The organism is Hydrogenophaga sp. T66 (genome assembly GCF_057219855.1).
In genome coordinates, this window is the sequence record NZ_JBXVVX010000001.1 from 894671 (window position 1) to 912326 (window position 17656).

The 17656-nt window shown below is 67.7% G+C and carries 15 protein-coding genes and 1 other RNA gene; 7 read left to right on the forward strand and 9 right to left on the reverse strand.

The genetic code is table 11. The features are described from left to right. Window positions 1–30 precede the first annotated feature (30 nt). From AC2D80_RS04190 to gyrA, 5 genes are read right to left on the reverse strand one after another with little or no spacing between them, the layout of a single operon-like run. Window positions 31–2073, reverse strand: a complete 2043-nt coding sequence (locus AC2D80_RS04190) for a bifunctional 3-phosphoshikimate 1-carboxyvinyltransferase/cytidylate kinase (RefSeq protein WP_484631719.1) — start codon at window positions 2071–2073, stop codon at window positions 31–33. A gap of 8 nt (window positions 2074–2081) precedes the next feature. Continuing rightward, window positions 2082–2957 carry a prephenate dehydrogenase gene (locus AC2D80_RS04195; RefSeq protein WP_484632642.1) on the reverse strand — a complete coding sequence of 292 codons (876 nt, stop codon included), beginning with the start codon at window positions 2955–2957 and terminating at the stop codon, window positions 2082–2084. 36 nt (window positions 2958–2993) lie between these two features. Next, the gene (gene pheA / locus AC2D80_RS04200) at window positions 2994–4097 is read right to left on the reverse strand and encodes a prephenate dehydratase (protein WP_484631720.1); all 1104 of its coding nucleotides are present in this window, start codon (window positions 4095–4097) and stop codon (window positions 2994–2996) included. Window positions 4098–4100: 3 nt separating this feature from the next. Next, the gene (serC, locus tag AC2D80_RS04205) at window positions 4101–5192 is read right to left on the reverse strand and encodes a 3-phosphoserine/phosphohydroxythreonine transaminase (RefSeq protein WP_484631721.1); all 1092 of its coding nucleotides are present in this window, start codon (window positions 5190–5192) and stop codon (window positions 4101–4103) included. Further along, window positions 5192–7837 carry a DNA gyrase subunit A gene (gene gyrA / locus AC2D80_RS04210; RefSeq protein WP_484631722.1) on the reverse strand — a complete coding sequence of 882 codons (2646 nt, stop codon included), beginning with the start codon at window positions 7835–7837 and terminating at the stop codon, window positions 5192–5194. The genes serC and gyrA overlap by 1 nt, the downstream gene beginning before the upstream one ends. 248 nt (window positions 7838–8085) lie before the next feature. On the opposite strand from gyrA, the gene ompA reads away from it, so the two are divergent. From ompA to AC2D80_RS04235, 5 genes are all read left to right on the forward strand, one after another. Beyond that, complete coding sequence (gene ompA, locus AC2D80_RS04215; RefSeq protein WP_484631723.1) at window positions 8086–8727, forward strand: outer membrane protein OmpA; 642 nt, start codon at window positions 8086–8088, stop codon at window positions 8725–8727. A gap of 70 nt (window positions 8728–8797) precedes the next feature. Beyond that, complete coding sequence (gene ubiG, locus AC2D80_RS04220; RefSeq protein ID WP_484631724.1) at window positions 8798–9508, forward strand: bifunctional 2-polyprenyl-6-hydroxyphenol methylase/3-demethylubiquinol 3-O-methyltransferase UbiG; 711 nt, start codon at window positions 8798–8800, stop codon at window positions 9506–9508. After that, entirely contained in the window at window positions 9505–10185 is a 681-nt protein-coding gene (locus AC2D80_RS04225) for an HAD family hydrolase (RefSeq protein WP_484631725.1), read from the forward strand. Before ubiG ends, AC2D80_RS04225 begins: the two co-directional genes overlap by 4 nt. Before the next feature lie 14 nt (window positions 10186–10199). Continuing rightward, window positions 10200–10576: a transfer-messenger RNA gene (gene ssrA / locus AC2D80_RS04230) on the forward strand. Window positions 10577–10739: 163 nt separating this feature from the next. Further along, a complete protein-coding gene (locus AC2D80_RS04235; RefSeq protein ID WP_484631726.1) occupies window positions 10740–11909 on the forward strand; it encodes a nucleotide sugar dehydrogenase in 1170 nt (389 codons plus the stop codon). A 20-nt stretch (window positions 11910–11929) separates the two neighbouring features. Here the strand turns inward: AC2D80_RS04235 and AC2D80_RS04240 are convergent, their stop codons facing one another. Then, the gene (locus AC2D80_RS04240) at window positions 11930–13009 is read right to left on the reverse strand and encodes a calcium/sodium antiporter (protein WP_484631727.1); all 1080 of its coding nucleotides are present in this window, start codon (window positions 13007–13009) and stop codon (window positions 11930–11932) included. Between the two features lie 250 nt (window positions 13010–13259). On the opposite strand from AC2D80_RS04240, the gene AC2D80_RS04245 reads away from it, so the two are divergent. Continuing rightward, window positions 13260–14468 (forward strand): urate hydroxylase PuuD, encoded by a 1209-nt coding sequence (locus AC2D80_RS04245; RefSeq protein ID WP_484631728.1) that lies wholly within the window; start codon window positions 13260–13262, stop codon window positions 14466–14468. A gap of 37 nt (window positions 14469–14505) precedes the next feature. On the opposite strand, the gene AC2D80_RS04250 is transcribed toward AC2D80_RS04245, so the two are convergent. After that, the gene (locus tag AC2D80_RS04250) at window positions 14506–15120 is read right to left on the reverse strand and encodes a DUF2062 domain-containing protein (RefSeq protein ID WP_484631729.1); all 615 of its coding nucleotides are present in this window, start codon (window positions 15118–15120) and stop codon (window positions 14506–14508) included. 24 nt (window positions 15121–15144) lie between these two features. On the opposite strand from AC2D80_RS04250, the gene AC2D80_RS04255 reads away from it, so the two are divergent. Further along, window positions 15145–15873 (forward strand): pseudouridine synthase, encoded by a 729-nt coding sequence (locus tag AC2D80_RS04255; RefSeq protein ID WP_484632643.1) that lies wholly within the window; start codon window positions 15145–15147, stop codon window positions 15871–15873. Between the two features lie 52 nt (window positions 15874–15925). Here AC2D80_RS04255 and AC2D80_RS04260 read toward each other — a convergent pair whose 3' ends face one another. Continuing rightward, window positions 15926–16663, reverse strand: coding sequence for a DUF2726 domain-containing protein (locus AC2D80_RS04260; protein WP_484631730.1), 738 nt, complete (start codon window positions 16661–16663; stop codon window positions 15926–15928). Window positions 16664–16800: 137 nt separating this feature from the next. Next, window positions 16801–17604: an alpha/beta fold hydrolase gene (locus AC2D80_RS04265; RefSeq protein WP_484631731.1), complete on the reverse strand. Its 804-nt coding sequence runs from the start codon at window positions 17602–17604 to the stop codon at window positions 16801–16803. Between the last annotated feature and the right edge of the window lie 52 nt (window positions 17605–17656).

Below are 17656 nucleotides of genomic sequence, written 5' to 3' on the forward strand. Positions count from 1 at the left end.
CCCGGCGGGGTCGTTGGGGCCGGCGCGGCGTCAGCGAACTGGCACCGCCTGCCGCTCGTTCCACCACGCCAGCACCCGCTGCACCGAAGCGTCGATGTCCAGCGCGGAGTTGTCGAGCAGAAGAGCGTCTCCGGCGGGTTTCAGGGGGGCATGGGTGCGCTGCGTGTCGCGCGCATCCCGCGCCTGAAGGTCCGCCAGAAGGTCATCGAGTCTAGCAGGGATTCCCTTTGAAATCAATTGCTTATAGCGCCGTTCGGCCCGCTGCACGGCGCTGGCGGTGAGGTAGACCTTCAGGGGCGCATCGGGAAAGATCACGGTGCCCATGTCGCGCCCGTCTGCCACCAGCCCGGGCAGGCGGCGGCAGTCGTGTTGCAGGGCCACCAGCGCCTGCCGGACACCGGCCAGCACCGACACCCGCGAGGCCGCCATGCCGGCGGCCTCGGTGCGCAGCGCCTCGGTGACGTCTTCTGGGCCCAGCCACACCCGGCCGGGCGCGAAGCGAACCGGCAGTCCGCGTGCCAGGGCGGCCAAGCGGTCCGCGTGGTCCGGGTCGCTCAACGCGGTTTCGTCGGTCGACAGCCCGGCGCGCTCGGCGGCGAGGCCGACGAGCCGGTACAACGCGCCGGAGTCGAGCAGGTGGTAGCCCAGTCGCGCGGCAAGCTCGGCCGCCAGGGTGCCTTTGCCGGACGCGGTGGGACCGTCGATGCAGATCACCGGTACCGCGCCCGGCGCCGGCGTGCACACGCGGAACAGCGTCTCGAAGTAGTCCGGGAAGGTCTTGGCGACGCACTTGGGGTCGTCGATGCGCACGGTCACGCCAGCCGGGTTGAAGGCGGCCAGCGAGAAGCACATCGCCACCCGGTGATCGTCGTAGGTGTGAATGTGGGCCGACGTCCAGCGCGCCGGTGGATGGATGCGCAGCCAGTCGGGTCCCTCGTCGACGGACGCACCCAGGCGGCGGCATTCGGTGGCCATGGCCGCGATGCGGTCGGTCTCCTTCACACGCCAGCTCGCGATGTTGCGCAGGGTGCTCGGACCGTCGGCGAACAAGGCCATCGCGGCCAGGGTCATGGCCGCGTCGGGGATGTGGTTGCAGTCGAGGTCGATGGCCTTGAGCGGCCAGGCGCCGCGGCGGATGCGCAGCCGGTTGTCTTCCCCTTCCACCACCGCCCCCATCTGGCGCGCGGCCTCGACGAAGCGGATGTCGCCCTGAATCGAGGAGAGGCCCACGCCCTCGATGACGATGCCGTCGGTCGCGGGCGCTGCCGGGGCGATGGCGCCGAGGGCAATGAAGTAGCTGGCCGACGAGGCATCACCCTCGACGGCGATGCGCCCGGGCGACCGGTACCGGCTGCCCGCCGGGATGGTGAAACGCGACCAGCCTTCACGCTGCACGGTCACGCCAAACCGGGCCAGCAGGTTCAGGGTGATTTCGATGTACGGCCTGGAGATCAGCTCGCCGATCACCTCGATCGTGATCTCGCGCTCCACGGCCACCAGCGGCAGCGCAAGCAGCAGGGCGGTGAGGAATTGGCTGGACACGTCGCCGCGCACCCGGATGGGGGCGTCCAGCGCGAGCGGTTGTGCGAGGCCATCGCCCACCCGCAGCGGCGGGAAGCCCGGCTGACCCAGGCAGTCCACGGAACAGCCCAGCTGCCGCAGCGCGTCCACCAGATCGCCGATCGGCCGCTCGTGCATGCGCGCCACACCGCTGAGTTCGTAGCGGCCGCCGTCGCGTGTTGCCATCAGCGCCAGGGCGGCTGTCAACGGCCGCATCGCGGTGCCGGCGTTGCCGAGAAACAGCGACGCTTCGCGCACGGGCCACCGGGGGCCCAGGCCGTGCACGCGCAGGCTGCCGTCCGGCTGGGTTTCGGTCGGGCAGCCGAGGGCCGCCAGGGCGGTCAACATCACACGGGTGTCGTCGGAATCGAGCAGGTCCACCACGTCGGTGTGGCCCTCACTCAGCGCCGCAAGCAGCAGCACGCGGTTGGAGATGCTCTTGGAGCCGGGCAGGCGGACCGTGCCGCCGGCGGCCTGCAGCGGCGGCAGGTCGAGGTGGGCGATGTCGTACATGGCGCGCGTCAGGGGCGGGGCTTGGCGCCCATGCGCCATCGGGCGCGGGCGTGGCTGGCCTGTTCGATCAAGGTTTCCAGCGCGTCGGGGTTGCCGGCGTTCAGGGCGGTTTCCAGCGCGTGCAGGGAGCGCTGGAACAGGCGTGACTGGGCCAGCAACTCCTCCCGGTTGGACAACAGGATGTCGCGCCACACCGCCGGATCGCTGGCGGCGATCCGGGTGAAGTCGCGAAAGCCCGGGCCGGCCAGCGACAGGAAGTCCTCGGCTTGCGCCTGTGCCTGGATCGCGTTCATCAGCGCGAAGGCAATCATGTGGGGCAAGTGGCTCACGGCCGCATAGGCCGCATCGTGGGCCTCGGGGGACATTTCCTTCACCTGACAACCCAGCGCCGTCCACAGCTGGCGCGCGCGTTCCAGCTGAGTGACCTGTGTGCGCTCAATCGGCGTGAGGATCACCTGCCGGCCGGTGTACAGGTCGGCGTCGGCATGTTCCACGCCGGCCAGCTCCTTGCCGGCGATGGGGTGCGCCGGTACGAACACGCCCACCTGGTCGCGCAGCACGCGCCGTGCGGCGTCGATCACGTCGCGCTTGGTCGAGCCGACGTCCATGATCAGCACGTCTTTGTTGACCAGATGGCGGATGGCCTTGAGCGTGGGCTCGGTGGCGGCCACGGGCACGGCGAGCAGCACGATGTCCGCGCCGGACACCGCCAGCAGCGCCGACGGCGCTTCAATGTCGATCACCCCCATCTGGCGCGCGCGCTCAGTGGTGGAGGGCGACTTGCTGTAGCCAACGACGCGCTTGACCAAGCCGGCGCGTTTGAGGGCCAGGGCAAATGAGCCGCCCATCAGGCCGCAGCCGATCAGTCCGAGTTGTTCAAACATGGGCATGTGAAGGAGTCCGGCGGAGGGTCGGTCCGGTCAGTCGGTGACCGGGTACGCGCCCAGCACCTTGTAGAAGGCACACAGGCTCTTGAGTTCGTCGAGCGCGGCGGCCACGTGGGGCTGACTCGGATGGCCGGCAATGTCGATGTAGAAGTAGTACTCCCACTGACCGGACTTGGCCGGACGGGATTCGAAACGCGTCATTGACACGCCGTGTTGCTTGAGTGGGACGAGCAGGTCGTGCACCGCGCCCGGCCGGTTGGGCACCGACACCACCAGGCTGGTGCAGTCGCGTCCCGAGGCGGGCGGCATGGCCAGCGTCTGGGGCAGGCAGATCACCGCGAAACGGGTGCGGTTGTAGGCCTCGTCCTGCACGGCGTGGGCCACGATGTGCAGTCCGAACTGGGCGGCAGCCCGTTCGCTGGCCAGTGCGGCGGCGCTGGGGTCCTCGGCGGCCAGCCGCGCGCCCTCGGCATTGCTGGCCACTGCACGCCGCTCCGCGTGGGGCAGGTGCTGGCTGAGCCAGCCCTGGCACTGCGCGAGCGCCTGCGGGTGGGCCATCACCACCTGGATGTTGTCCAGCGATGACTCGCGGCGCAGGAGGTTGTGGCGGATCAGCAGACTGACCTCACCGACCACGTGAACCGGCGAGCGCAGGAACAAGTCCAGCGAGCGCGTGACCACGCCTTCGGTGGAGTTTTCCATGCCGACCACGCCGAACTGCGCGGTGCCGGCGGCCGTGGCGTGGAACACCTCGTCGAAGCTGGCGCAGTAGATCAGGTTGGCCGCGCTGCCAAAAAACTCCACCGCGGCCTGCTCGCAGAACGTGCCTTGCGGGCCGAGCACCGCGACCCGCTGGGGCGTTTCAAGCGCGAGGCAGGCCGACATGATTTCACGCCAGATGGCCGCCACGTGCTGGTTGAGCAGGGGCCCCGGGTTGGCGGCCTGGATCTTGTCGATCACCTGCGCCACACGATCGGGCCGAAAGAAGGGCGAACCTTCCTGTCGCTTGAGCTCACCGACCTGCTCGGCGACGCGCGCGCGCTCATTGAGCAGTTCGAGCAACTGGCGGTCGAGCGCGTCGATCTGCACACGCAGGGCGCCAAGCGCCTCGGATTGCTGGGGTTGTGCTGCCGCCATGGCTCAGGCCATTTCCCGTTCAAAGGTGTGCATGTAGTCCACCAGCGCCTCGACGCCAGCGATCGGCATCGCGTTGTACAGGCTGGCGCGCATGCCCCCGACCGACTTGTGGCCCTTGAGCTGCAGCAACCCCCGCGCCTGGGCGCCCGCCAGGAAGGCCTCGTTGCGCGACTCGTCCTTCAGGAAGAACGGCACGTTCATGCGCGAGCGCGCGTCCGGTGCCACGCGGTTTTCGTAGAAGCCAGAGGCATCGATGAAGTCGTAGAGCCGCTTCGCCTTGGCGATGTTGCGCCGCTCCATTTCGGCCACGCCGCCCTCGGCCAGCAACCACTGGAAGGTCAGACCCGCGATGTAAATCGCGTAGGTCGGCGGCGTGTTGAACATCGACCGGTTGTCGGCCACCGTGCGGTAGTTGAAGGCGCTGGGGCAGACCGGCAGGGCGTGGCCGAGCAGGTCATCTCGCACCACCACCAGCGTGAGGCCCGCCGGGCCGAGGTTCTTCTGGGCACCGCCAAACGCCAAGCCCACGCGCGACCAGTCCACCGGTCGGGACGCCACGTTGGACGAGAAGTCGATCACCAGGGGCGCGTTGCAGCCCAGCGCCTTCAGGTCGGGCAGGGCGTGAAACTCGATGCCGTGGATGGTTTCGTTGCTGCACAGGTGCACGTAGGCGCTGTCTGCACCCAGGCGCCAGCTGGCGGGATCGGGCAGTCGCGTGTGGCCATCGGCTTGGTTGCTGGCTGCGGCGCGCGCGGTGGCGTACTTGCCCGCTTCCTTGAGCGACTTCTGGCTCCACGCGCCGGTGACCACCACATCCACCGCGCCACCGCGCGACAGGTTCATCGGCACGATCGCGTTTTCCGCCAGCCCGCCACCCTGCATGAACAGCACGTGAAACTCGGGCGGGATGGCCAGCAGCGTGCGCAGGTCAGCTTCGGCCTGTTCGCAAATCGACACGAAGGCCTTGCCGCGGTGGCTCATCTCCATGACGCTCATGCCGGTGCCGCGCCAGTCGAGCATTTCGCGCGCGGCCTGGGCGAGCACCGCCTCCGGCATGGCCGCCGGCCCAGCCGAGAAGTTGTACGGACGCGCCATCACGCGCCAACGCCTTCGCTGCCGGCGTCTGCCTCCGGAGCGTCGCCATTGGGCAGGTCGTTGGCATCGTTTTCGACGATGCGCTGCAGCCCGGACAGGCTGGCGCCTTCGTCCAGCGCGATCAGCGTGACGCCTTGCGTGGCACGGCCCATTTCGCGGATCTCGGCGACCCGGGTGCGCACCAGCACGCCCTTGTCCGTGATCAGCATGATCTCGTCGTCGGTGTGCACCAGGGTGGCGGCCACCACCTTGCCGTTGCGCTCGCTTTGCTGGATGGCGATCATGCCCTTGGTGCCCCGGCCGTGGCGGGTGTACTCACCAATCGGGGTGCGCTTGCCGTAGCCGTTGACCGTGGCGGTCAGCACGCTTTGCTGCTCGTCTTCGGCCACCAGCATCGCTATCACGCTTTGCCCATCGTCCAGCGACATGCCTTTCACCCCGCGGGCATTGCGACCCATCGGACGGACGTCGTTCTCATCAAACCGCACCGCCTTGCCGCCGTCGCTGAACAGCATCACGTCGTGTTTGCCGTCGGTGAGCGCGGCGCCAATCAGGAAATCGCCGTCATCCAGGTCGACGGCGATGATGCCGGCCTTGCGCGGGTTGCTGAACTCGTCCAGCGCGGTCTTCTTGACCGTGCCCATGCTCGTGGCCATGAAGACGTAGTGGTCCGCCGGGAAACTGCGGAATTCGCCGGTCAGCGGCAGCACCACGGTGATCTTCTCGCCGTCCTGCAGCGGGAACATGTTGACGATGGGCCGTCCGCGCGAGCCGCGCGAACCGGACGGCACTTCCCACACCTTGAGCCAATAAAGACGGCCGCGGTTGGAGAAACACAGGATGTAGTCGTGCGTGTTCGCGATGAAGAGCTGGTCGATCCAGTCGTCTTCCTTGGTGGCGGTGGCCTGCTTGCCCCGGCCACCCCGCTTTTGCGCGCGGTATTCCGACAGCGGCTGGCTTTTGATGTATCCGCCGTGGCTGAGCGTGACCACCATGTCGGTGGGCGTGATCAGGTCTTCGGTGGCCAGATCCTGGGCGTTGTGCTCGATTTCGCTGCGCCGCGCGCCGAGTTTCGTCTGACCGAATTCCTGCCGCAGCGCGGTCAGCTCGTCGGCAATGATCACCGACACGCGTTGCGGCTTGGCCAGGATGTCGAGCAGGTCGTCGATCTCGGCCATCACGTCCTTGTACTCGGCGACGATCTTGTCCTGCTCCAAGCCGGTCAGGCGCTGCAGGCGCATCTGGAGGATTTCCTGCGCCTGGGTGTCCGACAGCCGATACAGCCCGTCGCCCTGCATGCCGTACGCCCGATCCAGACCGTCAGGCCGGTAGTCGTCGGCGTTCACCGTGCCGCCGTCCTGCGTGGCGCGCGTCAGCATCTCGCGCACCAGCTGGCTGTCCCAGCCTCGGTTCATCAGCTCGGCCTTGGCCACCGGGGGCGTGGGGCTCTCGCGGATGATCCGGATGAATTCGTCGATGTTGGCCAGCGCCACGGCCAGGCCTTCCAGCACGTGCCCGCGTTCGCGTGCCTTGCGCAGGTTGAACACCGTGCGCCGGGTCACCACCTCGCGGCGGTGCTCCAGGAACACCTGGATCAGGTCCTTGAGGTTGCACAGGCGCGGCTGGCCGTCGACCAGCGCGACCATGTTGATGCCGAAGGTGTCTTGGAGCTGCGTCTGCTTGTAGAGGTTGTTGAGCACGACCTCCGGCACTTCACCGCGCTTGAGCTCGATCACCAGCCGCATGCCGGATTTGTCAGACTCGTCCTGGATGTGGCTGATGCCTTCGATCTTCTTCTCGTGCACCAGCTCGGCGATGCGCTCCTGCAGCGTCTTTTTGTTGACCTGGTAGGGCAACTCGTCGACCACGATCGCCTGGCGTTGGCCGCGATCGATGTCTTCAAAGTGGCACTTGGCCCGCATCACGACGCGGCCCCGGCCGGTGCGATAGCCATCCTTGACGCCCTGGATGCCGTAAATGATGCCGGCGGTGGGGAAGTCGGGCGCCGGAATGATCTCCATCAATTCGTCGATGGAGGCCTCAGGGTTCTTGAGGAGGTGCAGGCACGCGTCGACCACCTCGTTGAGGTTGTGCGGCGGGATGTTCGTGGCCATGCCCACCGCGATGCCGGCGCTGCCATTGACCAGCAGGTTCGGCAACCGCGTAGGCAGGACCAGGGGTTCCTTTTCCGAACCGTCGTAGTTCGGCCCGAAATCGACGGTTTCCTTGTCGATATCGGCCAGCATTTCGTGCGCGATCTTCGACAGGCGAATCTCCGTGTACCGCATGGCTGCGGCGTTGTCGCCGTCCACCGAACCGAAGTTGCCCTGACCGTCGACCAGCATGTGGCGCAGCGAGAAGTCCTGCGCCATGCGCACGATCGTGTCGTACACCGCCGAGTCGCCGTGCGGGTGGTACTTACCGATCACGTCACCCACGATACGGGCCGACTTCTTGTACGGCCGGTTCCAGTCGTTGTTGAGCTCATGCATCGCGAAGAGCACGCGCCGGTGCACCGGTTTGAGGCCGTCGCGGGCGTCGGGCAGCGCCCGCCCCACGATGACGCTCATGGCGTAGTCGAGGTAGGAGCGGCGCATCTCCTCTTCGAGGCTGATGGGCAGGGTCTCTTTGGCGAACTGGGACATGGGGCCGGGCAGGTACTGGGGCAATCGGCCATTTTACGGTGAGGGGTGGATGGGCCCCGGACCGCCTTCCTGTTGTGATTCGACAACGGAACCCGCCCGGGGTCCCCGCAGTCACAGGCTTGGGCATGCCCCTCGCTGGGGCGTCAATTGCCTTGTGGCACAATGCCCGGGCCGTCGGATTGCAAGGCAGCCCGGCGTCCTTTTCTGTTGTCTACGCAGCCCGGCTGCGGCTTACCCAGAGGAAAACCATGAAAAAACTCAACAAAGTGGCCATGCTGATCGCTACCGCCGCCATGGCAACGGCCGCCGGTGCGCAAACCATCGACAACTGGCGCAACGGCACCAACGAGCTGGTGTGGAAGAACGGCACCAACGAACTGTGCTGGCGCGATGCCAACTGGACCCCGGCCACCGCCGCCCAAGGCTGCGACGGCGCGATCGTGCCGAAGGCCGCCCCGGCCCCGGCCCCGGCGCCCGCTCCGGCCGCTGCTCCGAAGCCGGCCGCTGCCGCTCCGGCCGCCGCTGCCCCGGCCGCCACCAAGGTGACCTACGCCGCTGACGCCTTCTTCGACTTCGACAAGGCCGTGCTGAAGCCCGAGGGCAAGGCCAAGCTCGACGATCTGGCTGGCAAGGTCAAAGGCATCAACCTCGAAGTCGTGATCGCCGTGGGCCACACCGACTCCACCGGCGCCGCCGCCTACAACCAGAAGCTGTCGGTTCGCCGCGCTGAAGCCGTGAAGGCCTACCTGGTGAGCAAAGGCATCGAGAGCAACCGCATCTACACCGAAGGCAAGGGCCTGACCCAGCCGGTGGCCGACAACGCCACCCGCGAAGGCCGCGCCAAGAACCGCCGCGTCGAGATCGAAGTGGTGGGCACCCGCAAGAACTGATCGCCCTGCGATCGGCTCCAGAAAACCGCGCTTCGGCGCGGTTTTTTGTTGCCATGACGATAATTTGCCGATGACAGACAAGCTCAACGCCGACCCGGCCGAACTGGCCAAATTTTCCGATCTGGCCCACCGCTGGTGGGATCCGGAGAGCGAGTTCCGGCCCCTGCACCAGATCAACCCCTTGCGCCTGGGCTGGATCGAAGAGCTCACCGGCGGTCTGCGCGGGCTGCGGGCGCTGGATGTGGGGTGCGGCGGCGGCATCCTCGCGGATGCCATGGCGCGGCGCGGGGCCGACGTCCTGGGCATCGATCTGGCGACCAAGGCCCTCAAGGTCGCCCAGCTCCATGCCCTGGAGGCGAATACGCAAGGCGTGCGCTACCAGGAGATCAGCGCCGAGCAGCTGGCCGCGGATCAGCCCGGCGGCTTCGATGTGGTGACCTGCATGGAGATGCTCGAGCACGTGCCGGATCCCGCATCGGTGGTGCAGGCCTGCGCCACCCTGGTCAAGCCGGGCGGCTGGGTCTTCTTCTCCACGCTCAACCGCAACCCGAAGTCCTTTCTTTTTGCCATCGTCGGCGCCGAGTACGTGCTTAACCTGCTGCCGCGGGGAACCCACGAGTACGCCAAGTTCATTCGCCCGAGCGAACTCGCTGGCTACGCCCGGCAGGCGGGTCTTTTGCTGGAACGCACGCGGGGGATGGAATACAACCCGTTGACCCGGCGCTACTGGCTCAGCGACGACACGAGCGTGAACTACCTGTTCGCGACCCGCAAGGCATGACCGCCGGGACCGCGTGGCGCGGCGTTCGCGCGGTGTTGTTCGACCTCGACGGCACGCTCATCGACAGCGCGCCCGATCTGGGTGGGGCCGCCGACGACCTGCGGCGGGCCAAGGGGCTGGAGTCCCTGCCTTTCGAGCGGTACCGGCCCCACGCCGGCGCCGGCGCGCGGGGCATGTTGCAGGTTGCCTTCGGCCTCACGCCGGACGATGCCGCGTACGAGGCGGAGCGGGAATTGTTCTACTGTGCCTACGAGGCCCGTCTGACCCGGCTGACCCGCGCCTTTGACGGGGTCAGCGATCTGCTGGACCGCCTGGTCGCTGGTGGGCTGCCGTGGGGCGTGGTCACGAACAAAGCGCACCGCTTCGCCGACCCGCTGGCGCGGGCAATGCCGCTGTTCAATGGCGCCTCGGCCTTCGTGTGCGGCGACACCACACCACACGCCAAACCGCACCCGGCTCCCTTGCTGGAGGCCGCGCGCCGCCTGAGGATCGAGCCCGGCGAGTGCATCTACGTCGGCGATGACCTGCGCGACATCCAGGCCGGCCGCGCTGCCGGCATGCGCACCGTGGCCGCCGCCTACGGTTATCACGGCGCGGGCGTGCCGTTGCACGACTGGGGTGCCGACGCGACGATCCACAGCCCGACGGCCCTCTTGAAGCTGCTCGAACTGCCCTAAACTACGCAACCTCAGGGGCTGCACTGGTTTCGACGTGGGTTCGGACACGCAGCAGGGCATGTCGAGGTTCTGTCACCTCGTTAAACCGCAGAAAAAAAGTAACTGCAAACGACGAACGTTTCGCACTCGCCGCCTAAACACCGGTGAGCCTCACAACAGCAGGCCGATGGGCTGGGCAAGGGTGCCGCAAGGCGTCCAGGCTGTGAGGGCATTCACATCGGCTGGTTCTGTGGCGGGCAGCTTGTCCCGGAACGAGATTCAAGGCTGCTGGCTTGCCGGGTAGCGTGCCGCTGCGCGACCCGGACGGCGAGATCCAAACCAGACGGCTACACATGTAGAACTGCGCGAAGAAGGCTTGCGGACGGGGGTTCAAATCCCCCCAGCTCCACCATCCATCAGCCCCCAGGCGGCGACGTCTGGGGGCTTTTTTGTGTCGGTCCTCTGGAGGCGTTTCACCGTCCCGTCAAGCTGTCGTCATCTGCCTGACAACGCTGCCGCTGAGCATCGCCGTTCATGGGGACGTCCTTCCAGGGCGCCCGGTCCGGAGCGGAAACATGAAGATTGCGGTGGCGGGCACTGGCTACGTGGGTTTGTCCAACGGCGTCCTGCTGGCCCAGCACCATGACGTGGTGGCGCTTGATATCGCGCCTGAGCGGGTGGAGGCGATCAACGCGCGGGTGTCGCACATCGATGATCCCGAGTTGGCGGCGTTTTTGCGCGAGCGGCCTTTGGCGCTGCGTGCGACGTGCGATCCCGTTGAGGCGTACGAGGGTGCGTCCTATGTGGTGATCGCCACGCCCACCGACTACAACCCCGAGACCAACCGCTTCGACACCCGTTCGATCGAGTCGGTGGTGAGGGATGTGCTCGCGATCAATCCCGAGGCCACTGTGGTGATCAAGTCGACGATACCCGTTGGGTACACCCGCTCGATCAACGCGGGGATCGGGCGGGGCCAGGTGATGTTTTCGCCCGAGTTCCTCCGCGAAGGGCACGCGCTGCACGACAACCTGCATCCTTCACGGATTGTCGTGGGGGAGGTATCGGCGCGGGGCCAGGCGTTTGCTGATTTGCTGCGACAGGGCGCCGTGGAGCGGTCGGTTCCTGTGTTGCTCACAGGCTCGACCGAGGCCGAGGCGATCAAACTGTTTGCGAACACCTACCTCGCCATGCGGGTGTCCTATTTCAATGAGCTCGACACCTATGCCGCTACCCATGGCCTGGACACGCGCCAGATCATCGACGGTGTCGGTCTCGACCCTCGCATCGGGCGCCATTACAACAATCCCAGTTTCGGCTACGGCGGCTACTGCCTACCCAAAGACACTCAGCAGCTGCTGGCCAACTACAGCGATGTTCCCCAGCAGCTCATCCGGGCCATCGTGGCGTCCAATGCCACCCGCAAGGACTTTGTGGCGCAGGACATCCTGGCGCGGCGCCCCCGGGTGGTGGGCATCTACCGGTTGATCATGAAGGCCGGGTCGGACAATTTCCGCAGCTCATCGGTGTTGGATGTGATGGACCGCTTGTCGGCGGCTGGTGTGTCCCTCGTCGTCCATGAGCCTTCCTTGCAGGCGTCCACGTTTCGCGGCGCCGCGGTGGAGCCGGATCTCGCGGCGTTCAAGAGCGCTTGTGATCTGATTGTGTGCAATCGCGCCACGTCGGCGCTTCACGACGTGGCGAGCAAGGTCTACACCCGCGATCTTTTCGGCAAAGACGAGTGAGCCGGGTTCTTGCCGAGGCCTCAGCGGGTCGCGTGGCCCCGACGGATCATCACCGCCACCAGCGTCACCACCGTGAGTGGCACCACGAAGCCGAGCATGACCGCCGAGTAGGGCTGGAGGGCGGCGTGTTGTTGCGCCTGGAGAATCAGCCAGACGACGTAGGCGGCGTAGTAGGCAAGGAAAACGCCGCCTTCCCACCGGGCGATTTCCCGGCCGGTGAGAAACACCGGCAGACACGCCAGCGCCACCGCGAGCATGACCCACATGTCAAAGGCCATCAGCGCCGCGGGCACGCCCAGGCCGCTGCTGCCGCTGGCCAGGCCGGCCACGCCGAGGCAGCCGAGGATGTTGAAGGTGTTGCTGCCGACCACGTTGCCCACGGCGATGTCGCGCTCGCCCTTGATGGCGGCCATCACCGAGGTGGCCACTTCCGGCATGGAGGTCCCGGCCGCCACGATGGTCAGGCCAATGACCAGGTCACTCACGCCCAGCGCCTTGGCCATCGCGATCGCGGCCTGAACCAGCCAGTCGGATCCGAGCACCAGCAGGCCCAGACCCACCGCGATCAGGAGCAGCTGCACGGGCAGGCGATCGTCCCAGGCGCCGGCCTTGGCGGGTTTCACCTCGGCGGCGTATTCGTCGCGGGCGGCTTGGGTCTCCCGCCGTGACTGAACGACCAGGAACACGGTGTAGACCACCATCATCGTCAGCAGCAGCAGGCCATCAAGCCAGCTCACGCGGCCGTCGAGGGACAGCAGCAGCAGGATGAGCGAGGCCGCGATCATGATCGGCACCTCCTGGCGGATCAGCTGGATGTTGACCACCAGCGGCGTGATGAGGGCGGAGATACCCAGGATGAACAGCACGTTGAAGATGTTGCTCCCCACGACGTTGCCCAGCGCGATGTCTGTCTGGCCGTTGAGCACCGCGCCGGTGGAGACGGCCACCTCGGGCGAACTGGTGCCGAACGCGACGATGGTCAAGCCCACCACGAGGGGGGAAATGCCGAAGGACAGCGCCAGTTTGGACGCGCCGCGCACCAGCAGCTCGGCGCCGGCGATCAGGCCGATCAGGCCCGCCACAAACAACAACAACGTCATGGAATCTCCGTGCTACGGGGTTGTGCAGCCCGCAGCATAGTCGCCCGGCGTGGTGCTGTGCACAACCGCTTCGCAACCGCCCCGCAACCGCGTGGCAATGGGCTACAGTGGCGGCTGGTCGCCGCGGGTGGCGCCCGGCTTGGCGCCGGGTGGCAAGACACGCGACCTTCAACGCCTCACAGGACCCGCCGTGGTGAGCGATGACGCCGCTGGCCGCACGCCGGCGGTGTTTCGCTGACCGGAGATGGGAATGGATGCGTACCTGTTGGACTGGGCCAACCTGCTGTTGCGGTGGCTGCATGTCATCACGGCGATCGCCTGGATTGGCTCGTCGTTCTACTTCGTCATGCTGGACAACAGCCTGACCGCACCCGAACACGACGAGCTCAAGGCCAAGGGCGTCGACGGCGAGATGTGGGCCGTGCACGGCGGTGGCTTCTACCACTCGAACAAGTACCTCGTGGCGCCCCGCTGGCGGGCGTTGCCGGACAAGCTGCATTGGTCGTACTGGGAGAGTTACTCCACCTGGCTGACTGGCTTTGCGCTGTTCACGGTGCTGTACCTGTTTAACGCCAGCACCTTCCTGATCGACAAGTCGGTGCACGACTGGTCCCCCGCGGCCGCGATCACCGCCTCGCTGGGGTTTCTGGTGGGCTTCTGGCTGATCTACGACGCGCTGTGCCGCACGCTGGGCCGTGGGCCGGGTGGCGACCGCCGCGTGGGCGTCGCGGTGGCGTTGGTGGTGGTGGCGGCCACCTGGCTGGCGTGTCAGCTGTTTGCCGGGCGCGCGGCCTTCCTGCTGGTGGGCGCCATGCTTGCCACGGCGATGAGCGCGAATGTGTTTTTTTGCATCATTCCCGGGCAGCGGCGCGTGGTCGCCCAACTGCGCGCGGGCGAGGCGCCGGACCCGGTGTACGGGCAGCGCGGCAAGCAGCGCAGCGTGCACAACACCTACTTCACGCTGCCGGTGATCGTGGCCATGTTGTCCAACCACTATGGCTGGCTGGTGCAGGGGCCGCACAACTGGCTGGTGCTGGTCGCGCTGATGCTGGCAGGCGCCCTGATCCGCCACAGCTTCGTCGCCCGCCACCGGGCACACGCCCAGGGGCGACGCACACCGTGGGAGGTGGCGCTGGCGGGCGTGGCGGTGATCGTGGCGCTGGTGGTGTGGCGCGCTCCGGCGCCGGCGCCCAAGGCAGATGTCGCCCCCGCCATCCCGGTGAGCGCTGCGGCGGTGCGGGCGGTCGTGGAGCAGCGCTGCGTGCTGTGCCACAACGCGCAGGTGCAGCAGAAAAACGTGGCCTTGCACACGCCGGAGCTGCTGCGCCAGCACGCGCAGGCGGTCTACCAGCAAACAGCGGTGCTCAAGCTGATGCCGATGAACAACGCCACCCAGATCACCGAGGCCGAGCGGGACCTGATCCGGCGATGGTTTGAGGCGGGCGCGCCGGTCGAGTGACCGCCGTTGCGGGGGCGCGGCGCCCTCGCATGACCCTTCAGCGCGGAGGGGTCTGCCGCTGGCGCAGGCGACGTCGGCGCTGCAGGCGGGTGCGCAGGGCCCAGACGGCGCTGATGAGCGCGTAGACGAGAAGCCCGGAGACGGTGGCCGTGATGGCCAGGCCCACCACCAGCGGCTTTCCCACGCCCGTGAGGAACTCACCGGCGGCGCTCAGCCGCTCCGACCAGGACCGTTTCTCGTCCTGGGCCGCCTCGGGCAGGCCCTGCGTGGGCGTGATGACCGGCGTGGCGGATTCGGCCGACGCCGGCAGCACCCAGCGGCCCAGCTTGTAGGCGCCGTAGTAGACGGGGCCGAAGGTGATCGGGTTGGTGACCAGGGTGCTGACCACGGCCATAGGCAGGTTGGCCCGCATGGCCACCGCCAGGGCGGCAGCCGCCGGCGCCTGGGCCACCGGGATCAGCAAGCCGAAGAACACCCCCAGCGCCACGCCCAGCGCGATGCCGCGGCGGCTGAAATGCCACAGGCGGGGGTCCTGCAGCACCGGCCCCATCCAGCGCACCCAGCGTTGCTGGCGCAGCGTGTGCGCGTCGGGGATGCGCGCCCGCAGGCGCTCCATCAGCCCCGGCACGGCCGCGCCCCCGGGTGGCGCCACGCGACAATCGCCGCCATGAGCATATTGACGTTGCAGGACATCTTGTTTAGCCAGGGCTTCGGCACCCGGCGGGTATGTATCGGACTCATTCAGCAGGGGTGGGTGGCGGTCGGCCCGCAGGACGAGCCCTGCACCGACCCGGCCTCGCGCTGGGAAGCGGCGGGCCTGGTGTTCCGGGTGCAGGGCCAGCGCTGGGAGTTCCACGAGCGCGCGTATCTGATGCTGCACAAGCCGGCCGGGTTCGAATGTTCGCACAAGCCGGGCGCCCACCCCAGTGTCTACACGCTGCTGCCGGGGCCTTTGCGCGCCCGCGGCGGGGGCGCGGCGGCCGGCGTCCAGGCGGTGGGCCGGCTCGACCACGACACTACCGGGCTGCTGCTGCTGTCGGACGACGGCGCGTTCATCCACCGCCTGACCTCACCCAAACACCACGTGCCGAAGGTCTATGAGGTCACCCTCAAGCATCCGGCCGATGCGACGCTGGCGCAGCGCCTGATCGACGGCGTGGTGCTCGACGATGAACCGCGGCCGGTGCGGGCGGCGGGCGCCGAATTGCCCGCCCCCACGCACCTGCGACTCACGCTGACCGAGGGCAAATACCACCAGGTCAAGCGCATGGTGGCCGCGGCCGGCAACCGGGTGGAGGCGCTTCACCGCAGTGCCATCGGTGATGTGGTGCTGCCCGCCGATCTGCCGGTTGGCGCCTGGCGGTGGTTGTCGGCGGATGAGGTGGCGTCGCTTCGGCGGCGCTGAAGGTGCGTCCGGACCGGAGTCAGGTCGGGCGTCAGGGCGGCGTGGCCGCCCTTTACAGCAGGTCGCCGCGGCGGCTGTCCAGCGGCATCAGGAACGAGTTGTTGTCGTGCCACTGCGACGGCAGGTCACTGGCGCGGGTCTCGCCCTGGGTGCTCGCGGGCCAGTTCGACAGGGGGCTGAAGTCGCTGTTGGGGCCGCGCGTGTTGCGCTGGCGGGTCAGGGCGCTGCGCAGGTTGGCCTGGGCGGCCACGATGGCGCGCTCTTCCAGTTCGCGCTCGCGCATCGACTGGCTCAGCGCCGACTCGCCCAGGAACTCGGCGCGGATTTCGGCCACCGTGGGCAGGCTGTTGGAGCGAACCACCCAGTACGGCAGGCCGCATTGGCTCAGCAGCGAGTGTTTCAACGTCCGGGTGCTGCGCGGGATGCCCGCTTTGCCGGGCACGTCCAGACACCCGATCACGCGACCGTCGGCCTTGCAAATCGTGAACGTGCAGTACACGCCGGCGAGCAGCTTGTACCAGTCAGCGCCTTGTTCCTGGTCTCGCGGCAGGGTGAAGCGCGTGACCGGCAGCTTGATCATGACGTGGTGGTCATAGAACGCGCGGGCCAGCCAGTGCCAGACGCGGGCTTCCTCGCTGTTGGCCAGCGGACGGGGGGTCAGCGGCCAGTGTTTCGGGATGCGGCGCCGCTGCCGGGCCTGGCGGGCCTGCCACCAGGCGTGCGCGCCGGCGCCCAGTGCGATCAGCACCGGAGCGATCAGGGCGAGCAGCCAGGGGGATTGCCAGTTCATGGGTGGATTCGGCAGCGTGGGATGTGTCAAAGTGTAGACAAACGCCCTCGCGCCCGCGTCCCCACCTCCCCGCCAGAATGAGTTCTTGTGAACTACTTGGGGAATTTTCGCTGCAAATTCGCGTGAAACGCGACGTTTCAGGCCACGTCGGCCAGGAAGTCAGTGATCGCTCGCGTCACGGCATCCGGCTGGTCGCGGTGCGGGCTGTGGCCGCAGGCGGGCAGTTCGAGTGTGCGGGCGTGCGGGGCGGCGCGTTCGATGCGGCGCAGTTGTTCGAGCGTGCCGTACTCATCGTCCAGCCCTTGCACCAGCAGCAGCGGTGCGCGGATGTCGGCGCACGCCGCTTCGATGTTGAAGCCGCGGAAGGCGTCGCTCAACCACACGTCGTTCCACTGCCAGAAGGCGCCGTCCACATCGTCGTGGTAACGCGCCAGGCGCTCGCGCAGGCCCTGGGTCCAGGCCTGGCGGGCCTGTTCGATGGACGCCACGGACTCCGGCTCCACGAACACGTGGGGCGCCATGGCCACGCAGGCGCTCACCGGATGGCGCGCGGCGTGGAGCAGGGCGATGGTGGCGCCGTCCGAATGGCCAATCAGCACCGGCCGTTCCACCGCGAGCGCCGCCAGCAAGGCCGGCAACACGTCCCAGGCTTCGCGGTGCATATAGTCAGGTTCGTGGCGGCCCACGTGCCAGAAGCCGTCCACGCGTGGCGGGCCGCGCACGTCGCTGACCGGGTCGGACCGGCCATAACCGCGGCGGGAATAGACCCAGCCAGCCCGGCCGGTGGCGGCGCACAGCTCCGCCGGCCAGTGGCGGGATCGTGCGGTCCACAGGGCCACGCTGCCCAGCCCTTCGTGGAGAAACACCAGCGGTGCGCGCTCGGCGGGGCCGTCGATGCGCGCCACTTCCAGTGACACGCCATGAATGGAAATGCGGTCCATGCGGGGCATGCTACGTCGCCCGGCAACGCGCGCGTGTCGCGTTGTATTCTCG